Origin of the sequence: Marinagarivorans cellulosilyticus (genome assembly GCF_021655555.1) — a bacterium.
Taxonomy (GTDB): Bacteria; Pseudomonadota; Gammaproteobacteria; order Pseudomonadales; family Cellvibrionaceae; genus Marinagarivorans; species Marinagarivorans cellulosilyticus.
The window spans coordinates 432,008-455,397 of record NZ_AP023086.1 but is presented as its reverse complement, the minus strand read 5'-3'; the positions used below and the strand labels follow the sequence as shown (position 1 = coordinate 455,397).

The window sequence follows — 23,390 nt, the reverse complement described above, 5'->3', positions numbered from 1 at the left end:
ATTTAGTGTCCAAATACGGATTACGAGTCGTGCTCAAGTTCAATATTGATACCCAAAGAGCGAATCTCTTTGACCAATACGTTGAACGACTCAGGCATGCCAGGCTCCATGCGATGATCGCCATCCACAATGTTTTTATACATTTTGGTTCGACCATTCACGTCATCCGACTTAACCGTCAACATTTCCTGCAGGGTATAAGCAGCACCATAAGCTTCAAGTGCCCACACTTCCATCTCACCAAAACGCTGACCACCGAATTGCGCTTTACCACCCAGCGGTTGCTGAGTAACCAAGCTGTAAGAACCGGTAGAACGTGCGTGCATCTTGTCATCAACCAAGTGGTTAAGCTTCAGCATGTACATGTAACCAACCGTGGTATGACGCAAGAACGGATCGCCAGTACGGCCATCATGCAACTGCATTTGACCAGAATCAGGAACACCCGCTAAACGCAACAGTTCTTTGATTTCGCTCTCTTTGGCGCCATCAAACGCTGGCGTAGCCATAGGTACACCGGCACGTAAGTTCTGAGCCATTTCGATGATTTGCGTATCGCTGAACGAAGCAAGGTCTTCTTTATCTTTGGCAATACCCGACTTGTTGTAGATTTCCTCAAGGAAAGCTCGGATTTCAGCAACAGCGCGCTGCTCCGCCATCATGGTATCGATTTTTTCGCCCAAGCTCTTAGCCGCAAGACCTAGGTGCATTTCCAGCACCTGCCCAACGTTCATTCGAGAAGGAACACCCAGCGGGTTCAAAACGATATCAACAGGAACACCATGTTCGTCATAAGGCATATCTTCAACCGGCATAATTACCGAGATAACACCTTTGTTGCCGTGACGGCCGGCCATTTTATCGCCCGGCTGAATACGACGCTTAATCGCCAAGTAAACCTTAACAATCTTGAGGACGCCGGGCGCCAAATCATCACCGGTTTCCAACTTGCCTTTTTTATCTTCAAAACGGTCATCAAGCTCTTTACGACGCTCGGCAAGGCTTTCTTCGGCGCGGTCGATTTGCTCGCTTAAAGCGTCCTCATCCATACGGATTTTGAACCACTCTTTATTCGGCAATTCGTTTAGCTGCTCATCGGTAACTGGGCTGCCTTTAACAACACCTTTGCCGCCAGCTGCTACTTGACCAACCAATGCTGCACGCAGACGCTCAAAAGTTGCTGCCTCTACAATGCGGTACTCTTCGTTTAAGTCTTTACGAACCTGGTCGAGCTGAGACTTTTCAATGTCGCGCGAACGCTGGTCTTTTTCGAGGCCGTCACGGGTAAAGACCTGAACATCGATAACAGTACCCTTTGTGCTAGTCGGCACACGCAATGATGTGTCTTTTACATCACTGGCTTTTTCACCAAAAATAGCACGCAGTAGTTTTTCTTCTGGCGTTAACTGGGTTTCACCTTTAGGTGTTACCTTGCCAACAAGAATATCGCCAGGGCCAACTTCAGCACCGATATAAACAACGCCAGACTCATCAAGCTTAGAAAGCGCAGACTCGCCCACATTAGGAATATCCGCCGTAATTTCTTCTGAACCCAACTTAGTATCACGGGCAATACAGGTTAGCTCTTGAATGTGAATGGTTGTGAAGCGGTCTTCTTGTACAACGCGCTCACTTACAAGGATTGAATCCTCAAAGTTATAACCATTCCAAGGCATGAATGCGATACGCATGTTCTGCCCCAGAGCAAGCTCACCCATATCTACCGATGGCCCATCGGCTAGAATGTCGCCGCGAACGATGGTATCGCCAGTGCGAACAATCGGGCGCTGGTTAATACAGGTATTTTGGTTTGAGCGGGTGTACTTAGTGAGGTTGTAGATATCAACACCGGCATCACCGGCTTCAACCTCTTCTTGCGCCGCACGCACAACAATACGACCTGCATCGACGCGATCAATAACACCGCCGCGCTTAGCAACAACACACACACCTGAGTCAGAAGCAACCTTACGCTCCATCCCCGTTCCCACTAAAGGCTTTTGCGCCTTCAACGTTGGAACAGCTTGACGCTGCATGTTCGAACCCATCAAGGCGCGGTTAGCATCATCGTGCTCAAGGAATGGAATTAGTGACGCAGCCACCGATACAACCTGACGAGGCGACACATCCATATACTGAACATCAGATGGCGCAACCAAGGTAAATTCATTCATGTGACGAGAAGAAACTAGCTCGTCAATTAAATTACCGTTTTCATCTTGGGTTGCTGATGCCTGTGCAATAACGAATTTTGATTCGTTAATTGCAGAAAGATATTCAATTTCATCAGTTACTTTGCCATCAACAACTTTGCGCACCGGGCTTTCTAAGAAGCCGTAGCTGTTAGTTCGCGCATAAGTTGCCAACGAGTTGATCAAACCAATGTTTGGACCTTCCGGCGTTTCAATAGGACATACACGACCGTAGTGAGTCGGGTGTACATCTCGAACCTCAAAGCCTGCACGCTCACGCGTTAGGCCACCAGGCCCTAATGCAGAAACACGACGTTTGTGGGTAACTTCTGAAAGCGGGTTGTTTTGGTCCATAAACTGCGACAACTGGCTAGAGCCAAAGAACTCTTTAACCGCTGCGGCAACAGGCTTGGCGTTGACCAAATCTTGCGGCATTAAGCCTTCGCTTTCAGCCATAGACAAACGCTCTTTAACAGCGCGCTCTACACGTACCAAACCAACACGGAATTGGTTTTCGGCCATCTCGCCCACAGAACGAATACGACGGTTACCTAAGTGGTCGATATCATCCACAACGCCTTTACCATTACGGATATCAATCAAGGTTTTTAATACCTCAACAATATCTTCGCGCGATAAAGTGCCTTCGCCAGTTTCTTCTTCACGCCCCAAACGACGGTTGAACTTCATGCGGCCTACCGCAGAAAGATCATAACGCTCTTGGCTGAAGAATAAGTTCTGGAACAAAGCCTCTGCCGATTCTTTAGTCGGTGGCTCACCTGGGCGCATCATGCGGTAAATTTCTACCAACGCTTCTAGCTCTGTGCGCGAAGGATCGCTGCGCAAAGTATCAGATAAGAAAGAACCGCAATCGAGATCGTTGGTGTACAAGGTTTCAACATCAGAAACACCTGCCGCAATTAATTGCGCCATCACTTCTTCAGTGATTTCAGTATTACATTCAACTAAAACTTCACCAGTGCTCTCGTCGATAATGTCTTTCGCTAAAGCACGACCCAACATGTAGTCGGAGGGGACATCTAGCTCTTTAACATTCGCTTTTTCAAGCTGCTTGATATGGCGCGCAGTGATACGTCGAGTTTCCTCAACGATTACATTGCCTTCTGTATCGCAAATATCAAACGAAGCTGTATCACCGCGTAAACGCGAAGGTACTAGCTCAAGCTTCAAACCACCATCTTCTAAAATACGGAAATTACTGGTCTCAAAGAACATATCCAGCATTTCTTGCGAGCTATAACCCAAGGCACGCAACAAAATAGTTGCAGGCAATTTACGACGACGGTCAATACGCACAAAGACCAAGTCTTTAGGATCAAACTCAAAATCTAACCATGAACCACGGTAAGGAATAACGCGCGCAGAATAAAGCAACTTGCCTGATGAGTGAGTCTTACCTTTATCGTGCTCAAAGAACACACCAGGGGAACGGTGTAACTGAGAAACGATTACGCGCTCAGTACCATTGATAACGAATGTACCGTTATCCGTCATGAGTGGAATTTCACCCATGTACACTTCTTGCTCTTTAATATCTTTAATTGTTTTTGCGCTGGATTCTTTATCGTAAATAATCAAGCGTACTTTTACGCGCAACGGCACAGCATAAGTTGCGCCACGCAACACACATTCGTTGACGTCAAATACCGGCTTACCAAGCACGTAGCTCACATATTCAAGAGCAGCGCTGCCAGAGTAGCTTACGATTGGAAATACCGATTTAAACGCGGCATGCAAACCCATATCCAAACGCTTTTTGGGCGCGGTATCAATTTGCGTAAATTTTCTGTATGAATCGAGTTGTATTGCCAGGAGGAACGGCACATCCATGACGTGCGGCAACTTGCCAAAATCCTTGCGGATACGTTTTTTCTCAGTATACGAGTAAGCCATCAGATTTCCTCAGCTTTTCACGGGGATGCAATCTTTGCGAGACACGGGGAGGGTGAACTCCCAATTCACACTAATAAGCGCGAATATCAAATATCAGTTCCATTCTACAAACTCAAACACACTAGTCTGCAAACGGAAAAAGGCCAGCAGGTAAATTACCTGCCAGCCCTGCGCCAATCAGAGATTGGGCTTTAACTTCAAACTTACTTAAGCTCGACAGCTGCACCAGCAGCTTCAAGTTTCTCTTTAGCAGCTTCAGCGTCTTCTTTAGAAATACCTTCTTTAACAGCAGCAGGTACGCCGTCAACGATTGCTTTAGCTTCTTTCAAACCAAGGCCGGTGATTTCACGAACAGCTTTAATGGCGTTAACTTTCTTATCGCCAGCAGCGGTAAGGATAACGTCAAATTCAGTTTGCTCTTCAGCAGCACCGCCAGCGTCGCCACCAGCAACAGCAACAGCAGCTGCAGCGCTAACGCCAAATTTTTCTTCCATTGCAGTAACTAATTCAACAACGTCTTTAACAGACATTTCAGCAATGGCGTTTAAGATATCTTCTTGTGAGATAGACATTTTTCAAGTCCTATTCTTACGTGAGCTTTAAGCTCGGATAATTTTTTAAAAAACTCGGTAATTCAAATCGATTAAGATAATAAATTAAGCGGCTTCTTGTTCTTTTTGATCGCGAAGTGCTGCAAGAGTACGTACCAACTTGCCAGCGGCTGCTTCTTTCATAACGCTCATGAGTTTCGCAATAGCTTCGTCGTATGTCGGTAAAGATGCCAACAAATTGATATCAACTAATGCACCCTCAAAGGAGGCAGCTTTTAATTCCAACTTTTCATTTGTCTTAGCGAAGTCACGCAAGATACGCGCGCCAGCACCTGGGTGCTCGCTAGAAAATGCAATAATAGTTGGACCTACGAAGCTCTCAACGAGACACTCGTAGTCAGTGCCTTCAACCGCGCGACGAGCCAAGGTGTTGCGAACTACGCGTAACCATACGCCATGTTCACGAGCCTCTTTTCGTAGAGCCGTCATCTGACTAACAGTAACGCCACGTGAATCGGCTACTACTGCAGAAAGAGCGCTCTTGGCAGCCTCTGAGACTTCAGCAACAATCGCTTGTTTGTCTTTAAGCCCTAATGCCACGGGATTTCTCCTGGTTAATGACGGGAATGACCCCATCGTTTTGTACCAGCTCAAATGTTGCCATTTGAACCCTATGTCGGCGACAACAGGTTCAGAATTCTGAACAGGGTCCACCATCTGCGTAGGCTTTGCTTTGCTCAATTAAGAGGTTAATGACACACAAGATTGTAGACTAAGATTTGCATCTTGCCTTAATTCTGCTACCACTAACTTCACCTACGGTCTTTGACGACCTAGCCTAAAGGCTAGACCCCAAAGTTTTTTGCGCCCGAGGGCGCTACGCTAAAGCGCTATAAAGAGTTACGCTTCGAGAGACGAGGCATCCAAGGTTAAACCTGGGCCCATTGTCGTGCTCAAAGAGATTTTCTTCACGTAAACGCCTTTCGCAGAAGCTGGCTTTAACTTTTTCAAGTCAACCAATAACGCTTCTAAGTTTTCTTTTAATGCGTTTGCATCGAAGCTCAATTTACCGATGCCACCGTGAATGATGCCGCCTTTGTCAGCACGGAAACGTACTTGACCTGCTTTAGCATTCTTAACAGCTGTTGCAACATCAGGTGTTACGGTACCGGTTTTAGGGTTTGGCATAAGACCACGAGGACCTAATACTTGACCTAATTGACCAACAACACGCATAGCCGCAGGGTCGGCGATAACAACATCAAAGTCCATCATGCCGCCTTTGATTTCTGCTGCTAACTCGTCCATACCAACAAATTCAGCGCCAGCTTCTTTAGCTGCGTCTGCGTTAGCACCGGAAGTAAACACTGCAACACGCACTTCTTTACCAGTACCGTGCGGCAAAGTTGTCGCGCCACGAACAGATTGGTCAGATTTACGTGGGTCAATACCCAAGTTAATTGCCGCTTCTACGGTTTCAGGAAATTTAACTGCAGACAATTCTTTTAACAAAGCAACAGCTTCGTCGATACCGTACTGCTTAGTTGAATCAATTTTTTCGTTGATAGCGCGTTGGCGCTTAGATAACTTAGCCATTATTAAACCCCTTCAACATCCAAACCCATGGCACGAGCAGAGCCCGCGATAGTACGAACCGCTGCGTCCATATCGGCAGCAGTCAAGTCCGGCGCTTTAGTTGTAGCAATTTCTTCCAACTGCGCACGCGTTACAGTACCCACTTTCTTAGTATTAGGGTTGCTGCTGCCGCTGGTGATGCCAGCTGCTTTCTTCAACAAGAAAGATGCTGGTGGAGTTTTCATCGCAAAAGTGAAGCTCTTATCACTGTACACAGTGATAACAACAGGTACTGGAGCGCCAGCTTCAATATCTTGGGTCTGTGCGTTAAACGCTTTACAGAATTCCATGATATTTACACCGTGCTGACCCAAAGCAGGACCAACTGGTGGACTTGGGTTTGCCTTACCTGCGCCAACTTGCAGTTTAATATAGGCACTAATCTTCTTTGCCATTTTCAACTTCCTCTAGTTATGGGTTAAACGCCTCAATTAAGTAAAACTTAACGTCATTGGCTCCCCGTTTGTGGGCTTTTATTACGCAAAAAAAACGCAATGCCCAGAGACACAAAAACCCCCACTACCCAAAAGGTAGTGAGAGTCATAAAAATTCAGCTTTTAAATCAGCTTTTCTCGACCTGCCCAAACTCCAATTCAACAGGAGTCGAGCGACCAAAAATAAGCACCGCAACGCGTAAGCGGCTTTTTTCGTAATTCACTTCTTCAACAACACCGTTAAAGTCATTGAACGGACCATCAGTTACGCGGACCATTTCACCCGGCTCAAACAGCGTTTTGGGCTTAGGCTTATCAACAGAGTCATCAACGCGCTGAAGAATTAAATTCGCTTCTTTTTCCGTAATAGGCGCAGGCTTATCTGCCTTGCCGCCAATAAACCCCATAACGCGCGGAGTCTCTTTAACCAAGTGCCAAGCTTCGTCGTTTAGCTCCATTTGAACTAAAACGTAGCCGGGGAAAAACTTACGCTCAGACTTACGTTTTTGGCCATCCCGCATTTCAACCACTTCTTCAGTGGGAACAAGGACATCACCAAAATGCTCCTGCATACCTTCAAGCTCAATACGCTCTTTCAGTGCAGTTGCAACTTTCTTTTCGTAACCTGAATAGGCGTGTACCACATACCAACGCTTTGCCATGGGGAGAAATGTCCGTAGTTAACCAATAATAAAAGAGGCGATTTTTCCGAATAGAGCATCAAGCCCCCACAGGAGAATAGCCATCACGAACACAACCACTAAAACCATTAACGTCGTTTGGTTAGTTTCTGGCTTAGTTGGCCAAACCACCTTGCGCATTTCGATTTGGGCTGACTTCAACAGTTCCCAAAATGCAGCACCCTTGGCTGTTTGCAAAGCGACGAACGCGGCGGCCAAACCCAAAACAACCATTGCCAGCACACGATACAAAATCGCGAACTGATCGGCGTAATAAGAATTACCCACCGTGCCAGCAGCAATAATAGCGATAACAACCAACCATTTAAGGCCGTCTAGCTTATATTGTGGAGACTCTGCATTTGTACTCATGGTTTCTCTCTTCCTACGAAAGTGCGTAATACACAGAAAGGTTGAAACTTGCATTTCAACCTTTCGCGCCGCACGCATTCGTGCAAATAGTGGCAGGCCAGGAGGGACTCGAACCCCCAACTTTCGGTTTTGGAGACCGACGCTCTACCAATTGAACTACTGGCCTGTATCACTCATCACTAGAGCGTATTCTGTGATGAGGGTGTGAATTCAGTGCTCGATATCATAAGCCTGAATATCACAAAGGCCAGCGAGCCTTTAACTCTGCTGACCTTTATAAGAAAAAGTGGAGCTCATAAGCGGATTTGAACCGCTGACCTCACCCTTACCAAGGGTGTGCTCTACCAACTGAGCTATATGAGCCTTTGTTCACACTAAGTAGTATGGAGCGGGCAGCGGGAATCGAACCCGCATATTCAGCTTGGAAGGCTGACGTTCTACCACTGAACTATGCCCGCACAATTAGGGCCCACCGCGCGCTCAAAGCAATTTGTAACCTAGGCGCTACACTGGCCATCTGGCCGCAAGCTAAGCTAGCTTAATGGTGCAGGGGGGTGGATTCGAACCACCGAAGCTTGCGCGTCAGATTTACAGTCTGATCCCTTTGGCCACTCGGGAACCCCTGCACTTATACTTACCAAGCAATAATTGCTTAACAGCAAGCTTAAGCACCTTACTGACATTAGCCAGTAACGGCCTGCGAAAATGGAGCTGGCGAGAGGAGTCGAACCCCCGACCGGCTGATTACAAGTCAGCTGCTCTACCAACTGAGCTACGCCAGCATTCCTACCCAAAACATCAAATGCTTTGGCCTTCGCAACACATTAAGAGCTGCCTCTCAATGTGGAGGCGGGATTCTAGTGAATGTTGTTATGAGAAGCAACAGGCAATTCACATTTTTTTTCTATTATTGTCACGTCAGATTTATTTTTGAGCATTCTGGGCAAAATGCCTTCACCAACGGCATCCAACTGTTCTTTGCTCGCCGTTATCCAGCGCTGATTGACGCTGCGCGTATACGTATCCATTGTCGCCTCCCAACCGGCAGACCTAACTTCTGCTTCTCGGTTTTCCGCAAGCTCTAGCCGGCTAAACAATCCTAACGATATGCCATTTTTGCGCTCACCCTTATGAATGAGGTAGCTATCAATGCCTTTACTTTGCAGGGCGGCTAACTGGGCTTTCGCCTCCTCTTTCGAGCCTAACGGCGGCAAATAAACCCAATAACGCAGATCGCCCGTCGCTCGCGTCACGCGCTCCGATGCCACTATATTTAAACCCTTAAGGCGCCGCAGTAGTACATCGCGATCAGCATCATCAGCTAATGGGCCCGCCCAATAGCAAACATCACCACTATGCGTTACCTCATCAAAGGCCAGCCCAGAGGGGCTTGAAATCTCCCTCGAGGAGTCCAGCTCTTCTAATAAAGTAATTGAAGGGGAGTTATCGACAACGGGCTTAGGCAAGCTCGGTACTGCTGAAGGTTTTTTCTGCGGGCTGGGCAAAGCCTCTGCAGAGGGTGGCGCAAAGTAACGCCACGAAAAAAAAATCGCATTCATTAATACGAGGGATAAAAAGACCCACCTCACGCCAACACCTAACCTTATTGCCCCTCTTAAAAGCACTCTATCGCTATATCAGGGTAATGCAATCGCCAACCCGTCTAGAACGGGATTACTCACAAGAGACACTCTAAATTTGTGCTCTTGCGCACACATGGTTAGCATAGCCTGAGCATCCCCACCGGCTAAGATAATCCGCGCCCCAAGGCAGCGTGATGCGACATGATTTATAAAGCCCCGCAACAAAACCGCAACGCCCCCATCAACACAAGTTTCTGTCGATTGGCCAAGTGCAATATCAAGTAATTCCCCCGGCACCCGCGGGGTAAGCAATACATTTGCCACATCGCCATACAGCGATGCCAGCATACGCTCGCGCCCTGGCGCAATAAAGCCTCCTAAATGCTGTCCATCTTGGGCCACCCAATCAGCCGTCAGAGCACTACCCGCGCTCACCGCCACGAACTCATCACCCACCGATTTAAAAGCAGCCAGCATTGCTAACCAACGATCCACCCCCAAGCGGCTCACATCCTCGTAACACACCGCTAAACCGGCATAGTTACGCTGCACGCGAGCCAGCTCGATATCTATCCCCCAACGCTCACGCACCGCAGCGGCAAAACACTGCAGTACATCGGCGCCAGCCACACACGCCACTCGCACCCGCGTAATAGCTGCGCCACTATATTGCCACGCTTGGGGTAATGAGCGGGTTGACTGCACATAAATTCGACTGTCACCTTGGCAGCGCCACTTCGCATTAGTATTGCCAATATCGACATCAACAATCACGCACTCACCTTCACAGAAACCTCGCCACCATTTAAAACCTGCTCTCCCTCGTCGGTTTGCACGATAAGACCGCCGCCCTCGGTTAAGCCCACAACAGTACCTTGAACCAATTGCGCGCCAGTGGTGAATACCAGCTTGCCCGCCAAGGCATTACGCAACAACCACGCCTCACGATAAGCGCCGAAGCCTTTGTCTTGATAACTCGCCAGCATCAGCAATAACTGTTCGATAAGCGCTGCAGCCAGCGGATTGCGCCCGGCTCGATACCCCAAACCGGCAAGGTCAACCCAAGCCTGATCAATATCAGCCCCACCCCCAACCGGCATTGCCACATTCAAACCAACACCGATTACCGCATGGCAATCACCATTTACGTCGCCACCAATCTCAACCAACACACCACCAAGCTTTTTACCATCCACCCAGAGATCGTTAGGCCATTTAAGCTCAACATCCGGCACACCAAGCGCCGCCAAGGCATCAGCAAGCACAACGCCTACCGCAAGGCTCAACCCCTCAAGACAGGCAATACCCTGAGTAAAATGCCACCGAACGGATAAATAAATATTGGCAGCCAGCGGGCTCACCCAAACACGCCCTCGCCGCCCTCGTCCGGCGGTTTGCTGCTCGGCTAATACTGCCGCACCACAAGGATAACCTGGGCCGGCAATAGTCGTATTTGTCGAAGCTGTTTGCGGTAGCACATCCAGCCGAGAAAGAATCACTCGCCCGGCCTCTGACATATATTGTTGAATCAAATCCGCGCAGAGCAAATCAAGCCCTGCAGGTATGCGGTAGCCCTGCCCCTTAACCGACTCCACCGCCAAGCCCGCCGCCTCTAGCTGTTGAATCATTTTCCAAATGGCTGCGCGACTCACCCCCAAGTGCTGCCCTAAAAGCTCACCCGAATGGCTTTGCCCGTCGGCCAACAACGTTAACAACCCCCAGGGTAGGCCAGCCATTATTCCGCACCACTAAGGTAGGCGCGTCGCAGCCTATCGCCCAAACGCGTTAACACTTCATAGCCAATCGTGCCGGCAGCCGCGCCTTGGGCATCGGCAGATATGTAGTCGCCTAGAATTTCAATTTGACCGTTCTCGACATCGCCCTCAACCTCCGTTATATCAAAGGTTAATGTGTCCATAGAAACGCGCCCGACCAAGGGGACTCTTACGCCATTCAAACGCCCAACCATTTTAGGGAATGCCGCCCGAAAAATGCCATCAGCATAACCACCAGCAACAACGGCTAACCGGCGAGGGCCACTTACACAGGCCTCGGCACCATAGCCCACATAGTTTTCGCCACTGACATTACGCGTTTGCAATATTGGTAGCGCAAGCCGTACCGTGCTGCGCATGGGGTTTTTTGCTTCGGGGGTAGGGTTCAAGCCGTACAAAGCAGCGCCTGGGCGCGCCACATCGAAGCAGTAGCGCTCACCTAAAAATATGCCCGAGGAATTCGCCAGCGATGCTTTAATTTGCGCATTAACCTTGCGCACCCGCGCTAACGCTTGCTCAAAGCTAGCCAACTGCTGAGCATTCAAGGGGTGATGGGGCTCGTCAGCACAAGCTAGATGACTAAGCAGCAACCCCACCTGCTGCCCCCAAAACGCAGGGAATGCCTCCAATAATGCCGGTAACGAACCAACATCCACCCCCAAGCGATTCATGCCGGTATTCAGCTTTACGGCACAAGGCTCGCCCGCATGTTCTTTGGTGAAGCTTGCCCACCTGCGCACCATAGCTTCAGAGATAAGCACGGGCCGAAGGCGAAAATCCAAGCACTCCTGCTCGCTGCCGGCTTCAACCCCCTGCAGCACATAAATGCACACGCGCGAGTAGCTTTGTAAACAGCTGCGTAAGAACGCCCCCTCGCTGACATTCGCCACAAAAAAAGTACGGCAGCCAGCAGCAGCTAGGCAGCCGGCCACCTCCGCCATACCCAAACCGTAAGCATTGGCCTTAACCACAGCACCGCACTCGCGGTTTGCGCCCAACCGATGCTGTAGTTGCCGCCAATTATCCGCGATCGCACCAAGATTAATAGTTACTGATAGCCGTGAGCTCACACCGCCTCCTATATCGTTAGGCGCGTATTATGGCACAGGGCATGACTTAGATAAGCGGCAAATACCTGTTAACGCAAACACCAAAAAGCAATAGCGTGCGCAGGTAAATAATGGCTTAGGGGCGCAACAGGGAATGACGACAAAGCAGGCACTCGACCCTCTTCCAAGCGTGCTTTTTTACCGTTGATGCGCACTTTTTTACTGGTGAGCTTTTTCGCGGTAACTGTGTACTGAGCCACCACCTGCCCAAACGAGAACTCTCCCGTCATATCGACTTTGCAGGCTTTGCCCGACAAATTAATTAGCAGTAAGGTGCGTCCATTGCCCCGCTTTGCGCTATGGCAATAACTGCGCAGCTGCGCATGCGGGCTAGCCACATCAAACACATCCACCCCCATTAGCTGCTGCCACAGCCAAGTCAACCAGTAATCTGGCCTGGGCTTAAGTCCTGTGCGGCTGAGCAAGCCATAATCTCCACCTACAAGGCTTTGCCGAATCATCACCTCTTGCCCATGGCGCGCGCCCAAACCTAACTGATCTGCCCACCAAAAGCACGAGGCAAAACGGTCTGATAGCCTAGGCTCCCCACCACACTGAGCGGAGCCTGTTTCCCCTGTCCACAACTGCGCATTTGGGAAAAAGGCGTCCCGCATTTTTTTAAGCTGCAAGCAGTATTGCTTATATTCGTTTAACGCTTTGGGGCGCAACATACTGCTTTGGGTGGCGCGCCGCGTACGCACTGGCGATCGCCGGCTTTGGAAGGGGTAATAATGCCAATCCACAATATCCAACTTCATACCGCTGGCTTGGCACAATTGCAAAAACTTGTGCGAAATATTCGAAAAGGGCTTGATGGTCTCCCCTAAACGGGGCCAAAAGGCGCTGCCAGGGCCGATAATTTTGGCATCGGGAAGTAGGTGCTTTACCTCTGTGCTAAAAGTCAGATAATCATCAGCCAATTTACTAGCGCGCGGCTGAGACGATAGCCCATGAAAAGCCCAGTAGGCATTGAGCTCATTGCCCAATTCACACACATGAATGTGGTAGCCCTTGCGGTTGCTGTAGACCAATAAATCCAACACCTCGTTTGGGCACCAGCCGCCATGCTCCTTGCGCTTAAACAAACCGTACTTAAAGGTAAACGACAATTTAAGGTCGTGTCGCGCGATAAAATCGTGCAGACGATCCCATATTTGATGGGTTAACACCAGCGCACCGGGCTCATCCTGAGGCGCACGAAAGTAGTGGATTTTATCGGCCTCTGAACCACCTATTCTTAAGTATGCCGGCCCTAGCGCTCGCGTTAGGTTGTCTAGCTTTGTTCCGACCAGCTGAAAAGGTAAAACCTTTTGCCCACCCAAACCACCGATAACTTTATGGCTACCCTCCCACCATTGGCCACCAGCCAGCACTGAAATATCAATAGAAAAAGAAACATAGCGTTCATCCACTCGCGCCACAGGCAACATACTGCAAAGCGCAACCGGTGCGGGCTTTACCACCGTCGACTGACGCCAAAACGCATTAACCTGTAAGCGAGCAAGGGGGGCGAGCAAAAGCTTTAAAGTTGAGCCAGCGCCACTGAGCTTACGCCAAAGGGTAAAAAGAGGAGCCTGATAACGAGCAAGAGAAAAAGCCATAACGTGAAAAAGCACCAAAGCTTAGAACCTCGAGACCGTAACCGATAACTATGACACTTTAATCACAAGGTATAATTAATCACGAGGTACCGTTTACACACAAGGTACGGTTTAATCACAAGGTACACTTTAACCACAAGGCACAATGCAATTGAAAATCACTGGGTTTGATGAGCACCCGACATGTAGTAGCGAACCTTTTGTAGCACAAAGTCTTCATCAATGGGCTTAGGGATAAAATCATCCATACCAACCTCATCGCATTGCTGACGATCTTGAACCGCGATGCCCGCCGTCACAGCCACTATCGGCACATGACTACGCAAGCGCCCGCGAATTATCCGCGTTGCCTCCAAGCCATCCATTACCGGCATTTGTATATCCATTAACACTAGCTGGTAAACATCGGGGCTGGACTCCATTGTGTCTACAGCCTCTTGGCCGTTGTTCGCCACATCCACGCGGTAACCAGCATCCTCAAGTATGCACAAAGCAATTTCCTGATTAAGGCGATTGTCCTCTACCAATAAAATACGCTCGCCAGCTTTGCCGTTGACCGACTGCGATGCATTGGATTTTCCAGCAAGACCTTCCACCACATCCAACCATTCGTGCATAAGTACAGGCGCTTGCACACAAGTAACGTTTACCAACTGCTCGCGGACTGACGCTATATGCACAACGTCTTTTGAAGCCACCACTGCAACAGGTAACTTTTCGCTGCCAGCTTCTGCTAACCAATGCGCCAGCTGGCCAGATTCAGCCAAATCACAGCTAGCATCTATAACCAAGCCGGCTATTGGGGTTTGCCCCAACTGCAGAGATAGCGGAACTCGGTTATCAATACGGTGAATCGCCACACCCAAAAAGCGCAATGCGTTTTCGGTAATTAGCGCATCGCCCTGCAGCGACACCAGCCCTATAGCAGCTTCTACATTCGAAGCCCTGGCCGCTGGAGCATCTGATAACACAACCGGCAGACTCAAAGTAAATACACTTCCTTGACCTAAAACGCTTTCTACATCAATGGTGCCGCCCATTGTTTTCACCAAGCGATAGGCCAAATGCAAGCCCAAGCCCGCACCTCCATAAGCGCGGGTGTTCGATACATTTTGCTGGGTGAAGGGTTCAAAAATATCACCAATGAATTGCTGATCAATCCCCACGCCCGTATCGGCTACAGTAATCGTTAGCGAACCAACATCTTGCTCGCCTAGCGTAAAATCCATCTGTACGTGTATTTCACCCTTTTGCGTAAATTTAAGTGCGTTGCTCAATAAATTAACAACCACCTTTTGCACATGATGCTCCGCCATTAGCAACTTTGGGGGCACCGTAGGGGCAATGCTGTAACCAAACTTAATGGGCTTTTGTTGCAGCTGGCTGGCCGCCTGTTCGACAACATCGTCAAGTAGTTGATGGCTCAGAACATCTTGCTCGGGCAGCTCAACAATGCCGTCTTCTAAGCGGGAAAGCTCAAGCACATCGTTAAGCATTGTCATAAGTTGCTGGCCAGCATCGAGCATGCTTTGCACTTGTAAGCGCTGGCTTTGATTCAGCTCCGATTTTAATAGCATCTGACAAAAGGCCAGCATGGCATTCATTGGCGTCTTAACTTCGTGACTCATATTGGCAACAAAAGCACTTTTTACTCGGTTGGCCTTTTGCGCACGATGCCGGGCGTCACGCTCCTGCCTTGCCAGTAGCTGGTACTGCTCTTGTAACTTTTTACTTTTTTCAAGCTCGGCCTCTAAGGAACGCTGGGCCTGCGCACCCACAATTTCGGCGGCTATACGGCCAGAAAACACCGAGAAAAGCGTTTGTACGGGCTCTGGGTGTGCGATGGGCTTTTTAAATAGCGCAACAATTAACCCAAAAACACCGCCATCAGGGGCAAATAGCGGGGCACCTATGTAGCCCTGCACCCCTAGCTCGGCCAACATATTGTCCTCGGGGAAGGCATCGCAAACCCCCGACGTATGAATACATAAATTTTGCTCTACCACGCCTTGACAGGGCGTACCCAATAAAGCGTATTGAATGTTATCGATAATGCGCGTCCCCTCGCACAAACAAAGGGAATCGGCGCGTGTAAAGCTTGCGTCCACCAACCCCACAAAGGTGTAATCAGCCTGAATCGTTTCTGCCAGCAACGGCGTTATGCGCTCAATAAAAGAGTTACCGCGAAGCGTTTCTACTTGCTCCAATATGCGCACAAGAGTCGACGAAAAATGCTGCTTATCGCTATCGATCACACTGGCTCCACTTATTGCTTCGTGCGTAGGTGTATGATTTGCCATAAAAAAGAAACCTCTTCATTCTTTTAGCTTAGCCCAGCCTCCCTTCCCGCTAAGACTATCTGACTCTTAATTCAACAATTACGCATGCCGTTAGTTATAACGCTCCCCTCCTGATTACAGTTGGGCGTATACTGAACTTTTTTTCAGTTTTAGCGGAGATTTTTCGTGCCAGAAACCAGCCCGCAAGATATTCAGTGGTTCCGTCATTCAGCACCTTACATTCATGCGCACAGAGGCAAGACTTTTGTATTGATGTTGCCAGGCGACTGCATTAGCCAACCCAACCTTGGCAACGTCATTGCTGATATCGCCCTGCTTGATAGCCTCGGTATAAAGTTAGTGATCGTGCATGGTGCGCGTTCGCAAATCGATAGCAAACTATCGGAGCATGACGAGACCTCGTTAATGCATCACGGCCTTCGCGTGACCCGCAAAGAAGATATGCCAAAAGTGCTCGAAACTATTGGTGCTACACGCCTGCAACTAGAGGCCAGTTTCTCGCATGGGCTGCCAGACTCCCCCATGTACGGAGCCAAAATCAAAGTGCGCGGCGGCAACTTTGTCACCGCCAAGCCGCTGGGCGTTATTGACGGGGTGGATCTTCAGCACACAGGTAAAGTCCGAAGCGTCGATACCCAAGGCATTCAAAGGATTCTTGCCGACGGTGGCATTGTGTTGCTTTCGCCGCTGGGCTATTCCGCCACAGGGGAAATCTTTAACCTTAATTTCGCCGATGTTGCTGTTCACACCGCCCTAGAACTAAAAGCCGACAAGCTTATTGCCCTAAACGACGACGGCCCTATTCGTGATGAAAACGACCAAATCTATAGAGAACTTACGCTGCTAAAAAGTGAAAAGTTCTTATTACGCCAAAAAGCGGCAAGCAATTCAAACAACACTTATTTTTCGTTGAAGGCCTGCCACAAAGCTTGCGATGGTGGTATTTCAAGAGCACACGTCATCTCCTCAAACGAAGACGGCGCCTTACTCAAAGAGCTATTTACCCGCGACGGCTCCGGCACAATGGTCTACCGCGACAGCTACGAAACCATTCGCCGCGCACGCATTGATGATGTGATGGGCATACTCAATTTGATTGCACCGCTAGAGCACGAGGGCATTTTGGTTAAGCGCTCGCGCGAACTTCTAGAGCGCGAAATCCATTGCTTTACCGTCATGGAGAAAGACGGCGTGGTCATTGCGTGTGCCGCGTTATACCCCTTTAGCGACCAAGAGTCTGGCGAGCTTGCCTGCATGGCTGTGCACCCAGACTATCGCCGCGATGGCAAAGCCGCCAAGCTACTCACCCATATCGAGCGCCAAGCCCTAAAGCTTGAGATTAAAAAACTGTTTGTACTCACCACACAAACAGCGCATTGGTTTATCGAGCAGGGGTTTGTTGAAACACTCACCAGCAGCTTGCCTGTCGAGCGCGCAGCACTTTACAACTACCAGCGCAAATCCAAAGTGTTCGTCAAGAGTTTGTCCAGTAAAAGCTAACAATGCCGGCGCCGCTATTGCGCCGCAACCACCACTGATACCTGCGATTTAAACGCTTGGCGCGTAAATGCGCGCGCCAGCGGCAATCATGCTAAATGCGTCTAGACTGAAGCTATAAGGATTAATTTATTCAGTCACGCGGCGGGCGTGCCCCTAAGGCACGCGTGTTGTAATACGTAAGGCGCGCACATGAAAGCACATACACTCGACCTTGGACAAATATCCCCAGACGACGTCAAACAGATTGATATCGTTAAAATCTTCTCCAACAAGAAGTGCTTAGTGGCCGATGACTTTCCTGAAATTCGCGGCTCACTAAAGCGCTCGTTACGCAGTTATGGCGCCGAGCATGTCGATACCGCCGCCGACGGCACCGAAGCGGTGAAACTTTGCTCTACCAACAAATACGATATTGTTATTTGCGATTACAACCTAGGCACCGGCAAAGATGGCCAGCAAGTCTTAGAGGAAGTTCGATTTTTGCGCGTGCTTTTAATGACAAGCCTGTTCGTACTTTTAACCGGCGAGCAATCGCGCGAAATGGTACTAGGCGCCCTCGAATGCCAGCCCGATGACTACATCACCAAGCCTTATACCGAGCAATCTTTAAAATCGCGTCTTAACCGCGCCATTATTCGCCACGAAGCACTCATCTCCATCAAGCAGGCCATTGCCGACGGCAACTACCGCAAAGCGCTCGAAGGCTGCAACGAAATGATTGCCAGCGGCAGCCGCTACGCTAAAGACTGCATTAAAATGAAAGGCCAGCTGCTTTTTTTACTGCGCGAACTTAAAGAAGCAAAGTCCCTTTACGAAAGTATTTTAGGCAAACGTCCCATGGTTTGGGCCAAGCTTGGTCTAGGCAAAACCCTCGTTGAGCTTGGCGACCTCGAAACCGCCGAAGACTTAATGGAAGAAGTGTTGCAAGAAGACGAGCGCTACATTGAAGCCCACGACATGCTGGCTGAAATAAACGTCAAACGCAACGATATGCTCGGCGCCCAAAAAGCGATGGAGCGCGCCACACATATTTCGCCCAAGTCAGTCACCCGTCACCGAGAACTTGCCGAACTTGCCGACATTAATCACGATGATGACGTTTCGCTAAAAGCCCATCAAAGCGCAATTAAGTGGGGCAATAATTCCTGCCATGAATCAGCCCAAGACTATTTTAATTTTGTCCGCAAAGTTGCCGACACCACAAAAGGCGATAAAAGCACAGAATCCAAGCAATTAATAAAACAAGCCAATACCTTTTTAGATCGTGCGCGCAAACGCTATGGCAACTCGCCAGAAGTTGAAGCGCAAGCATTAATGGTGGAATCACAACTTGCCGTTAGCATGGGCAACAAAGACAAAGCCAAAACCATGGCCGATAAAGCCACAAAACTTTATAACAATGTGCGCGCGCCATCGGTAAATTCCAGTTTAGAATTTGCACGAACCCTGTACGCTATGGATGAAGAAGAGCAAGCTCGTGCCATTTTAACCTCTGTTGCTGCAAGTAACCCTAAAGATAAAAAACTACTGCGGATTATCGATGGCATCACCGGCGAACCCATTAGTGATGAAGGTAAAGGGCAAGCGGCAAAACTCACAAAATCGGGCATTAATGCCTACGACGAAAAAGATTTTGAAGCCGCCATTGAAGTGTTCAACCAAGCATTGGCAAGCTACCCCAAGCACATTGGTCTAAACCTTAACCTTGTACAAGCCATTACGGCATTTGATGAAGAAAACGGCGCGACCCACCAACACGAAAAAGTATGCCGCCGCTGTTTACGCGCTATTGGCGACTTAAAGTCTGACCACAAACAATTTAAACGTTACGCATATATCCAAAAACAGCTCAGTAAGCTTTACCCTAACTTACTAGCCAGCATTTAATTTATCGGGTAAATTTAATCACACTTAATATGGCGTGTTCGCAATCACTCAAATAGCCTTCGCCAAATAAATTAAAGTGATTAAGCTGGTGATAAATATTATATAACACCTGTCGTTGCACAACTTGTTCAGGCAGGCTCAAGGCTTGCGACGCGGCTATTGCATCTTTTGTTGATGCCCCCGCAAGTAAGCTGCGCGCATGGTTATACGAGTTATAAAAGTCGGCACCAAAGCCACCAAAAAGCCGCGTGAACGCGATATCGGTTTCTGGGTCACCATAATAACTAGCGGGGTCAAAAATAACAGGTTCCCCCGAAGCCAAATAAGCCTTATTACCACCCCATAAATCTCCGTGTAATAATGCTGGTGCTGGGTTGTGATGATCAAGCAATGCATCGCTGGCAGCAATAAAATCATCCACATATTTTGACAGCACATGCCCATGGCTACTTTGAAGCGCCATCGCTAATTGCGGCAGCAAGCGTTGCTCTCGCCAAAAAGTAGCCCAGCTTTCGCACCAAGTATTGTGCTGTACATTGTGACCAATAAAATTATCAGCCGCCCAACCAAAGCGATCACTACTATGCTGATGCATTTGCGCTAACTGTCGGCCAAGTGCGGTTTCATCGCCGCTAGTACTCAGCTCTAGCCACTCCAATACCAGGTAACAATAGCCTTCGCACTCTCCTGTACCGAGTACTTCCGGTACTTTTATGGCGCAGGCCTGCTGCAGTGCCGCAAGCGCATAATGCTCTTGCTCTAAGAGGTTGGCATAGCGCGCGTGGTTACACTTAATAAAAAAGTGGCTATTGTCAGCCAATACAATTTGATAACAATGGTGAATATCACCGCCGCCAACCGGCGCCGCATGCACTATTTTTACTGGCCGAGTAAATACTTGCTGCAACAACTGTGTAAAAAACGGCATATCGTGATTAACTTGGGCCACGCTCTCACTCCTCTAGCAATTGCTTATGCTGTTCTCCCTTATCCTTGATCAGCCCTTCTACGGCTTTTGCTTTTTCCAGTGCCTTTAGCTGGTGCGCAGGAATTACCCCTGTTGGCTCTGGTTGCTTAGCACACCCTATAAAAGCGACGACAAACAATAAACTGGCACATTTATAAACCATCACAACTCCTTAAACATTGGCTATTAAAAGAGGGTCATTTCAGCAAAGGCAAGTCACGCAACCTTACCTATACTACAGTTAACACTTTAGGGCATTTTACTACAGCCCTATTCAATTACTTACAAGACACTCAATCACTGAGCCAACATGTTTAGCACATTATTTCGCGAGTTGCGCTATTCCGTATTCACACTTTTGCACTTTTTTCACCGTGTAAAAGTGAAGCTAATGCTCAAGTTTTTGGGTTATGCCGGTAGCGTCTTTACCTTTGGCGTTGTGGGTATCAGCATCTTCGAGCTGCACACTAACCCAGCATTCCAACATATTGGCGATGTGATTTATTACGTAATTAGCACGATGTCGACGGTAGGATTTGGCGATAAAACCAGCATTACCACCGGCGGCAGAATCATCACCGTCATGATGATTCTCATGTCACTCGGGTTAATCGCCCTATTTTCAGCCTTAATGGCCGCGCTATTCATTGAAACCAAGCTTAGAGAGGAGATGGGGATGAATCCAATCAAGACAAAAAATCATATTCTGCTGATTGGCTGGAATATGAAAGGCCGGAAAATCATCGAACGCCTCCATAACGACCCGCACCACAAAGGAACAGAAGTCGTCATTATCGCCGACCTCGATAACAAGCCGATTCAAGACGATGCGGTCTTTTTTGTCCGCTATAAAAACTTACTCGACACGCAAATGTTATTGCGCGCATCAGCAGATACAGCACAGAAAATTATTGTTTTGGCAAATTACGAACAAAAGTTTGGTGCCGACGCATTTACTACAACCCATTGCATGCTGGCGAGAAAGGTCAATCCAGAAGCACAAATTATTGTAGAGATGTTAAATATCCACGCCCGTGAATATTTTGAAATTGCGGGCGCCAACGACATTATTGGCGTAGGAGAACTGGGAGGGTTAATGATTACCGAGGCATGCCTTGGTAATCAATCCGATGTGTTAGCCGTATTAGATAAACTAAAAACAGGTTAAGGGCCGCAAGCGCTGGCCGATACAAACGTTGAAAATATCATTCGCTAAGCCCCCTTAGGTATACCTCAGGGGGCGGCGGCGATTACTCTTTATATTTACCCTGTAATACCTTTTTAAAGAAAGCCCCCTGCTCGGTAGGCTCAAAATCCCAGTTTTTAATCATGGTCGGTGACCACTCAGGATCGAACGCCCATACCGTCCAGGATATGCCTTTTTTCGCTAAGTACTTAACGATATTAGGCCCGTAGGTGTGATCATTATTAATGGTTGGCACATGAGCACCGTGTTCATTTTCGTTTGCCCAGCCAATTTCTGTTGCAATCATTGGCGCGCGATCGGCCACAAAACCCCAATGCTCTTCCCATAAGCGAAAGAATTCCTCGCGCGATTCGTTCTCAGGCTTAGCCTTTTGTGGATAAGGGTGCGCGGCATAGGCAATGTTTTCGCGCTCAAAAGGTTGCGTTCTTACTGGCGTTAAATCGTAAGCCCAGTTAAACCCAGCAACCAACGGTATGACTTGTTTATCGTACGCTTGAATAAGGTCAATCATCGCTTCAACTTGGGTCTTCCATTGTGCCCACGTAATGCTGCCCAAACTATAATCGCCATTGCCTATATAGTTATGTGTCGGCTCGTTAAAAAGCTCATAAACCGCTACCGTTGGAACACCTTTATAGCGAAAGGCTGTTTTTTGCCAAAAGTCTTGTGTCTGTTGAAAATCGGTAACGTACATAGGGTGCTGGAACAAACCAGAATGCAAATTGCCAATAGAATGCCAATCGATAATTAAATACAAGCCTAATTCGTTTGCCCAAATAACGGCTTCATCCAACCAAGCGTAATATTGCCCTGGGCCGTGCTTAGCCCAAGCCGCGGGGTGAATGGGTAAGCGTATTGTATTTGCGCCCCAACGTTTTACTTCTTCAAACAGTGCTTTATTCCACTGCCCTTGCTGGGCCAGTTTGTCGGGGTCGGCAACGTTGACACCTTTAAAGAAAAAAACGGCGCCGTCTTCGTCGACAAATTTGTTGCCTTGAATCGTAATAGCACTTTGCTTTTTAGCAAGCAAACTGTGCTCGAAAGGTTTGGGGTAGCCGCCTTGCCACCAGCTGGCTGAAAGGTCAGCCCAAGCCACCGACGTTAGCAACAAGCCAACTAATGCTATTATTTTTTTCATGTTATTTCCTCGTGTCGCTATTTAGCGTCAAAATATACAACCAGCAGCTTAAGAAGTGTTGCCTGACACCACAAGCCATAAAACAGTGATCAAAAATAGCAGACACACAAATGGGATACCTTTTGCTGCGGCTCACAACATATACTCTATGGCGTCAAGCTACGCGCTATTTGCCCGTTAATAAAAATCAGGGCACCCGTATTCTACATTCGCAGCAGGCATTCATACATTTGTATTAATCGATAAAGAAGTGCGCGACAGAAAAATGTCATTTATGACTATTTGTTTAGAACACTGATTACTTTATATTTTTTTTTGGCACACTGGGGTTTCAGCACACTTTAAATACCGTTGATCTAGAAACGCGCATCTCGATAATAAAACATGAAAAACAATGCGCGTGTTTACCTTTTAAATGCACCGCTAGTCGCATCGCAGCTGCGTTTAATTCTTGATTAGGATTTAATGCAATTAACCCGGCAACAGGTGACAAAGGGCCTATGCTCAACACGTGCGACAACAAAGGAATTTGCCCGCCGACATAA

Annotated in this window: 19 protein-coding genes and 5 tRNA genes; 3 read left to right on the top strand and 21 right to left on the bottom strand. The window is 48.4% G+C overall.

Annotated features, from left to right (window positions below):
* Positions 1-20 precede the first annotated feature (20 nt).
* From rpoB to MARGE09_RS01610, 18 genes are all read right to left on the bottom strand, one after another.
* The gene (gene rpoB, locus MARGE09_RS01695; protein WP_236985635.1) at positions 21-4,106 is read right to left on the bottom strand and encodes a DNA-directed RNA polymerase subunit beta; all 4,086 of its coding nucleotides are present in this window, start codon (positions 4,104-4,106) and stop codon (positions 21-23) included.
* Between the two features lie 203 nt (positions 4,107-4,309).
* Positions 4,310-4,678, bottom strand: coding sequence for a 50S ribosomal protein L7/L12 (gene rplL / locus MARGE09_RS01690; protein WP_236985634.1), 369 nt, complete (start codon positions 4,676-4,678; stop codon positions 4,310-4,312).
* Positions 4,679-4,762: 84 nt separating this feature from the next.
* On the bottom strand, positions 4,763-5,257 hold the full coding sequence (gene rplJ, locus MARGE09_RS01685; protein ID WP_236985633.1) for a 50S ribosomal protein L10: 495 nt from the start codon (positions 5,255-5,257) through the stop codon (positions 4,763-4,765).
* Between the two features lie 300 nt (positions 5,258-5,557).
* Positions 5,558-6,253, bottom strand: coding sequence for a 50S ribosomal protein L1 (rplA, locus tag MARGE09_RS01680; RefSeq protein WP_236985632.1), 696 nt, complete (start codon positions 6,251-6,253; stop codon positions 5,558-5,560).
* Positions 6,254-6,255: 2 nt separating this feature from the next.
* The gene (gene rplK, locus MARGE09_RS01675) at positions 6,256-6,687 is read right to left on the bottom strand and encodes a 50S ribosomal protein L11 (RefSeq protein ID WP_236985631.1); all 432 of its coding nucleotides are present in this window, start codon (positions 6,685-6,687) and stop codon (positions 6,256-6,258) included.
* Positions 6,688-6,854: 167 nt separating this feature from the next.
* Positions 6,855-7,388 (bottom strand): transcription termination/antitermination protein NusG, encoded by a 534-nt coding sequence (gene nusG / locus MARGE09_RS01670; RefSeq protein ID WP_236985630.1) that lies wholly within the window; start codon positions 7,386-7,388, stop codon positions 6,855-6,857.
* Between the two features lie 18 nt (positions 7,389-7,406).
* On the bottom strand, positions 7,407-7,778 hold the full coding sequence (secE, locus tag MARGE09_RS01665; RefSeq protein ID WP_236985629.1) for a preprotein translocase subunit SecE: 372 nt from the start codon (positions 7,776-7,778) through the stop codon (positions 7,407-7,409).
* A gap of 90 nt (positions 7,779-7,868) precedes the next feature.
* Positions 7,869-7,944 (bottom strand) — tRNA-Trp (locus tag MARGE09_RS01660).
* Between the two features lie 121 nt (positions 7,945-8,065).
* Positions 8,066-8,141: transfer RNA gene (locus MARGE09_RS01655), tRNA-Thr, on the bottom strand.
* Positions 8,142-8,162: 21 nt separating this feature from the next.
* A tRNA-Gly gene (locus MARGE09_RS01650) sits at positions 8,163-8,236 on the bottom strand.
* 84 nt (positions 8,237-8,320) lie between these two features.
* Positions 8,321-8,404 (bottom strand) — tRNA-Tyr (locus tag MARGE09_RS01645).
* Between the two features lie 80 nt (positions 8,405-8,484).
* Positions 8,485-8,560, bottom strand: a tRNA-Thr gene (locus tag MARGE09_RS01640).
* Positions 8,561-8,635: 75 nt separating this feature from the next.
* Positions 8,636-9,367 carry an SPOR domain-containing protein gene (locus MARGE09_RS01635; RefSeq protein ID WP_236985628.1) on the bottom strand — a complete coding sequence of 244 codons (732 nt, stop codon included), beginning with the start codon at positions 9,365-9,367 and terminating at the stop codon, positions 8,636-8,638.
* A gap of 48 nt (positions 9,368-9,415) precedes the next feature.
* The gene (locus MARGE09_RS01630) at positions 9,416-10,135 is read right to left on the bottom strand and encodes a type III pantothenate kinase (protein ID WP_236985627.1); all 720 of its coding nucleotides are present in this window, start codon (positions 10,133-10,135) and stop codon (positions 9,416-9,418) included.
* Positions 10,132-11,097 (bottom strand): biotin--[acetyl-CoA-carboxylase] ligase, encoded by a 966-nt coding sequence (locus MARGE09_RS01625; RefSeq protein ID WP_236985626.1) that lies wholly within the window; start codon positions 11,095-11,097, stop codon positions 10,132-10,134. The genes MARGE09_RS01630 and MARGE09_RS01625 overlap by 4 nt, the downstream gene beginning before the upstream one ends.
* Entirely contained in the window at positions 11,097-12,206 is a 1,110-nt protein-coding gene (alr, locus tag MARGE09_RS01620) for an alanine racemase (RefSeq protein WP_236985625.1), read from the bottom strand. Before alr ends, MARGE09_RS01625 begins: the two co-directional genes overlap by 1 nt.
* A gap of 68 nt (positions 12,207-12,274) precedes the next feature.
* Positions 12,275-13,846: a glycosyl hydrolase family 79 N-terminal domain-containing protein gene (locus MARGE09_RS01615; RefSeq protein WP_236985624.1), complete on the bottom strand. Its 1,572-nt coding sequence runs from the start codon at positions 13,844-13,846 to the stop codon at positions 12,275-12,277.
* 158 nt (positions 13,847-14,004) lie between these two features.
* Entirely contained in the window at positions 14,005-16,146 is a 2,142-nt protein-coding gene (locus MARGE09_RS01610; RefSeq protein ID WP_236985623.1) for an ATP-binding protein, read from the bottom strand.
* A gap of 165 nt (positions 16,147-16,311) precedes the next feature.
* Here MARGE09_RS01610 and argA point away from each other — a divergent pair, with 165 nt between their 5' ends.
* Together argA and MARGE09_RS01600 are read left to right on the top strand one after the other, a co-directional pair.
* The gene (argA, locus tag MARGE09_RS01605; protein ID WP_236985622.1) at positions 16,312-17,646 is read left to right on the top strand and encodes an amino-acid N-acetyltransferase; all 1,335 of its coding nucleotides are present in this window, start codon (positions 16,312-16,314) and stop codon (positions 17,644-17,646) included.
* A gap of 189 nt (positions 17,647-17,835) precedes the next feature.
* Complete coding sequence (locus tag MARGE09_RS01600) at positions 17,836-19,533, top strand: tetratricopeptide repeat-containing response regulator (RefSeq protein WP_236985621.1); 1,698 nt, start codon at positions 17,836-17,838, stop codon at positions 19,531-19,533.
* Position 19,534: 1 nt separating this feature from the next.
* Here MARGE09_RS01600 and MARGE09_RS01595 read toward each other — a convergent pair whose 3' ends face one another.
* Both MARGE09_RS01595 and MARGE09_RS01590 read right to left on the bottom strand, forming a co-directional pair.
* Positions 19,535-20,482, bottom strand: a complete 948-nt coding sequence (locus tag MARGE09_RS01595; RefSeq protein ID WP_236985620.1) for a fructosamine kinase family protein — start codon at positions 20,480-20,482, stop codon at positions 19,535-19,537.
* A 4-nt stretch (positions 20,483-20,486) separates the two neighbouring features.
* Entirely contained in the window at positions 20,487-20,663 is a 177-nt protein-coding gene (locus tag MARGE09_RS01590; protein WP_236985619.1) for a hypothetical protein, read from the bottom strand.
* A 147-nt stretch (positions 20,664-20,810) separates the two neighbouring features.
* Here MARGE09_RS01590 and MARGE09_RS01585 point away from each other — a divergent pair, with 147 nt between their 5' ends.
* Positions 20,811-21,668 carry an ion channel gene (locus MARGE09_RS01585; protein WP_476703461.1) on the top strand — a complete coding sequence of 286 codons (858 nt, stop codon included), beginning with the start codon at positions 20,811-20,813 and terminating at the stop codon, positions 21,666-21,668.
* An 82-nt stretch (positions 21,669-21,750) separates the two neighbouring features.
* Here MARGE09_RS01585 and MARGE09_RS01580 read toward each other — a convergent pair whose 3' ends face one another.
* Complete coding sequence (locus MARGE09_RS01580) at positions 21,751-22,845, bottom strand: glycoside hydrolase family 5 protein (protein ID WP_236985617.1); 1,095 nt, start codon at positions 22,843-22,845, stop codon at positions 21,751-21,753.
* Positions 22,846-23,390 lie beyond the last annotated feature (545 nt).

Bases quoted from the DNA above. Each gene is read 5' to 3' on its own strand.
- rpoB (WP_236985635.1), bottom strand. From the start codon at position 4,106: ATGGCTTACTCGTATACTGAGAAAAAACGTATCCGCAAGGATTTTGGC.
- rplL (WP_236985634.1), bottom strand. From the start codon at position 4,678: ATGTCTATCTCACAAGAAGATATCTTAAACGCCATTGCTGAAATGTCT.
- rplA (WP_236985632.1), bottom strand. From the start codon at position 6,253: ATGGCTAAGTTATCTAAGCGCCAACGCGCTATCAACGAAAAAATTGAT.
- rplK (WP_236985631.1), bottom strand. From the start codon at position 6,687: ATGGCAAAGAAGATTAGTGCCTATATTAAACTGCAAGTTGGCGCAGGT.
- nusG (WP_236985630.1), bottom strand. From the start codon at position 7,388: ATGGCAAAGCGTTGGTATGTGGTACACGCCTATTCAGGTTACGAAAAG.
- secE (WP_236985629.1), bottom strand. From the start codon at position 7,778: ATGAGTACAAATGCAGAGTCTCCACAATATAAGCTAGACGGCCTTAAA.
- MARGE09_RS01625 (WP_236985626.1), bottom strand. From the start codon at position 11,097: ATGGCTGGCCTACCCTGGGGGTTGTTAACGTTGTTGGCCGACGGGCAA.
- MARGE09_RS01615 (WP_236985624.1), bottom strand. From the start codon at position 13,846: ATGGCTTTTTCTCTTGCTCGTTATCAGGCTCCTCTTTTTACCCTTTGG.
- MARGE09_RS01610 (WP_236985623.1), bottom strand. From the start codon at position 16,146: ATGGCAAATCATACACCTACGCACGAAGCAATAAGTGGAGCCAGTGTG.
- MARGE09_RS01600 (WP_236985621.1), top strand. From the start codon at position 17,836: ATGAAAGCACATACACTCGACCTTGGACAAATATCCCCAGACGACGTC.
- MARGE09_RS01590 (WP_236985619.1), bottom strand. From the start codon at position 20,663: ATGGTTTATAAATGTGCCAGTTTATTGTTTGTCGTCGCTTTTATAGGG.
- MARGE09_RS01585 (WP_476703461.1), top strand. From the start codon at position 20,811: ATGTTTAGCACATTATTTCGCGAGTTGCGCTATTCCGTATTCACACTT.
- MARGE09_RS01580 (WP_236985617.1), bottom strand. From the start codon at position 22,845: ATGAAAAAAATAATAGCATTAGTTGGCTTGTTGCTAACGTCGGTGGCT.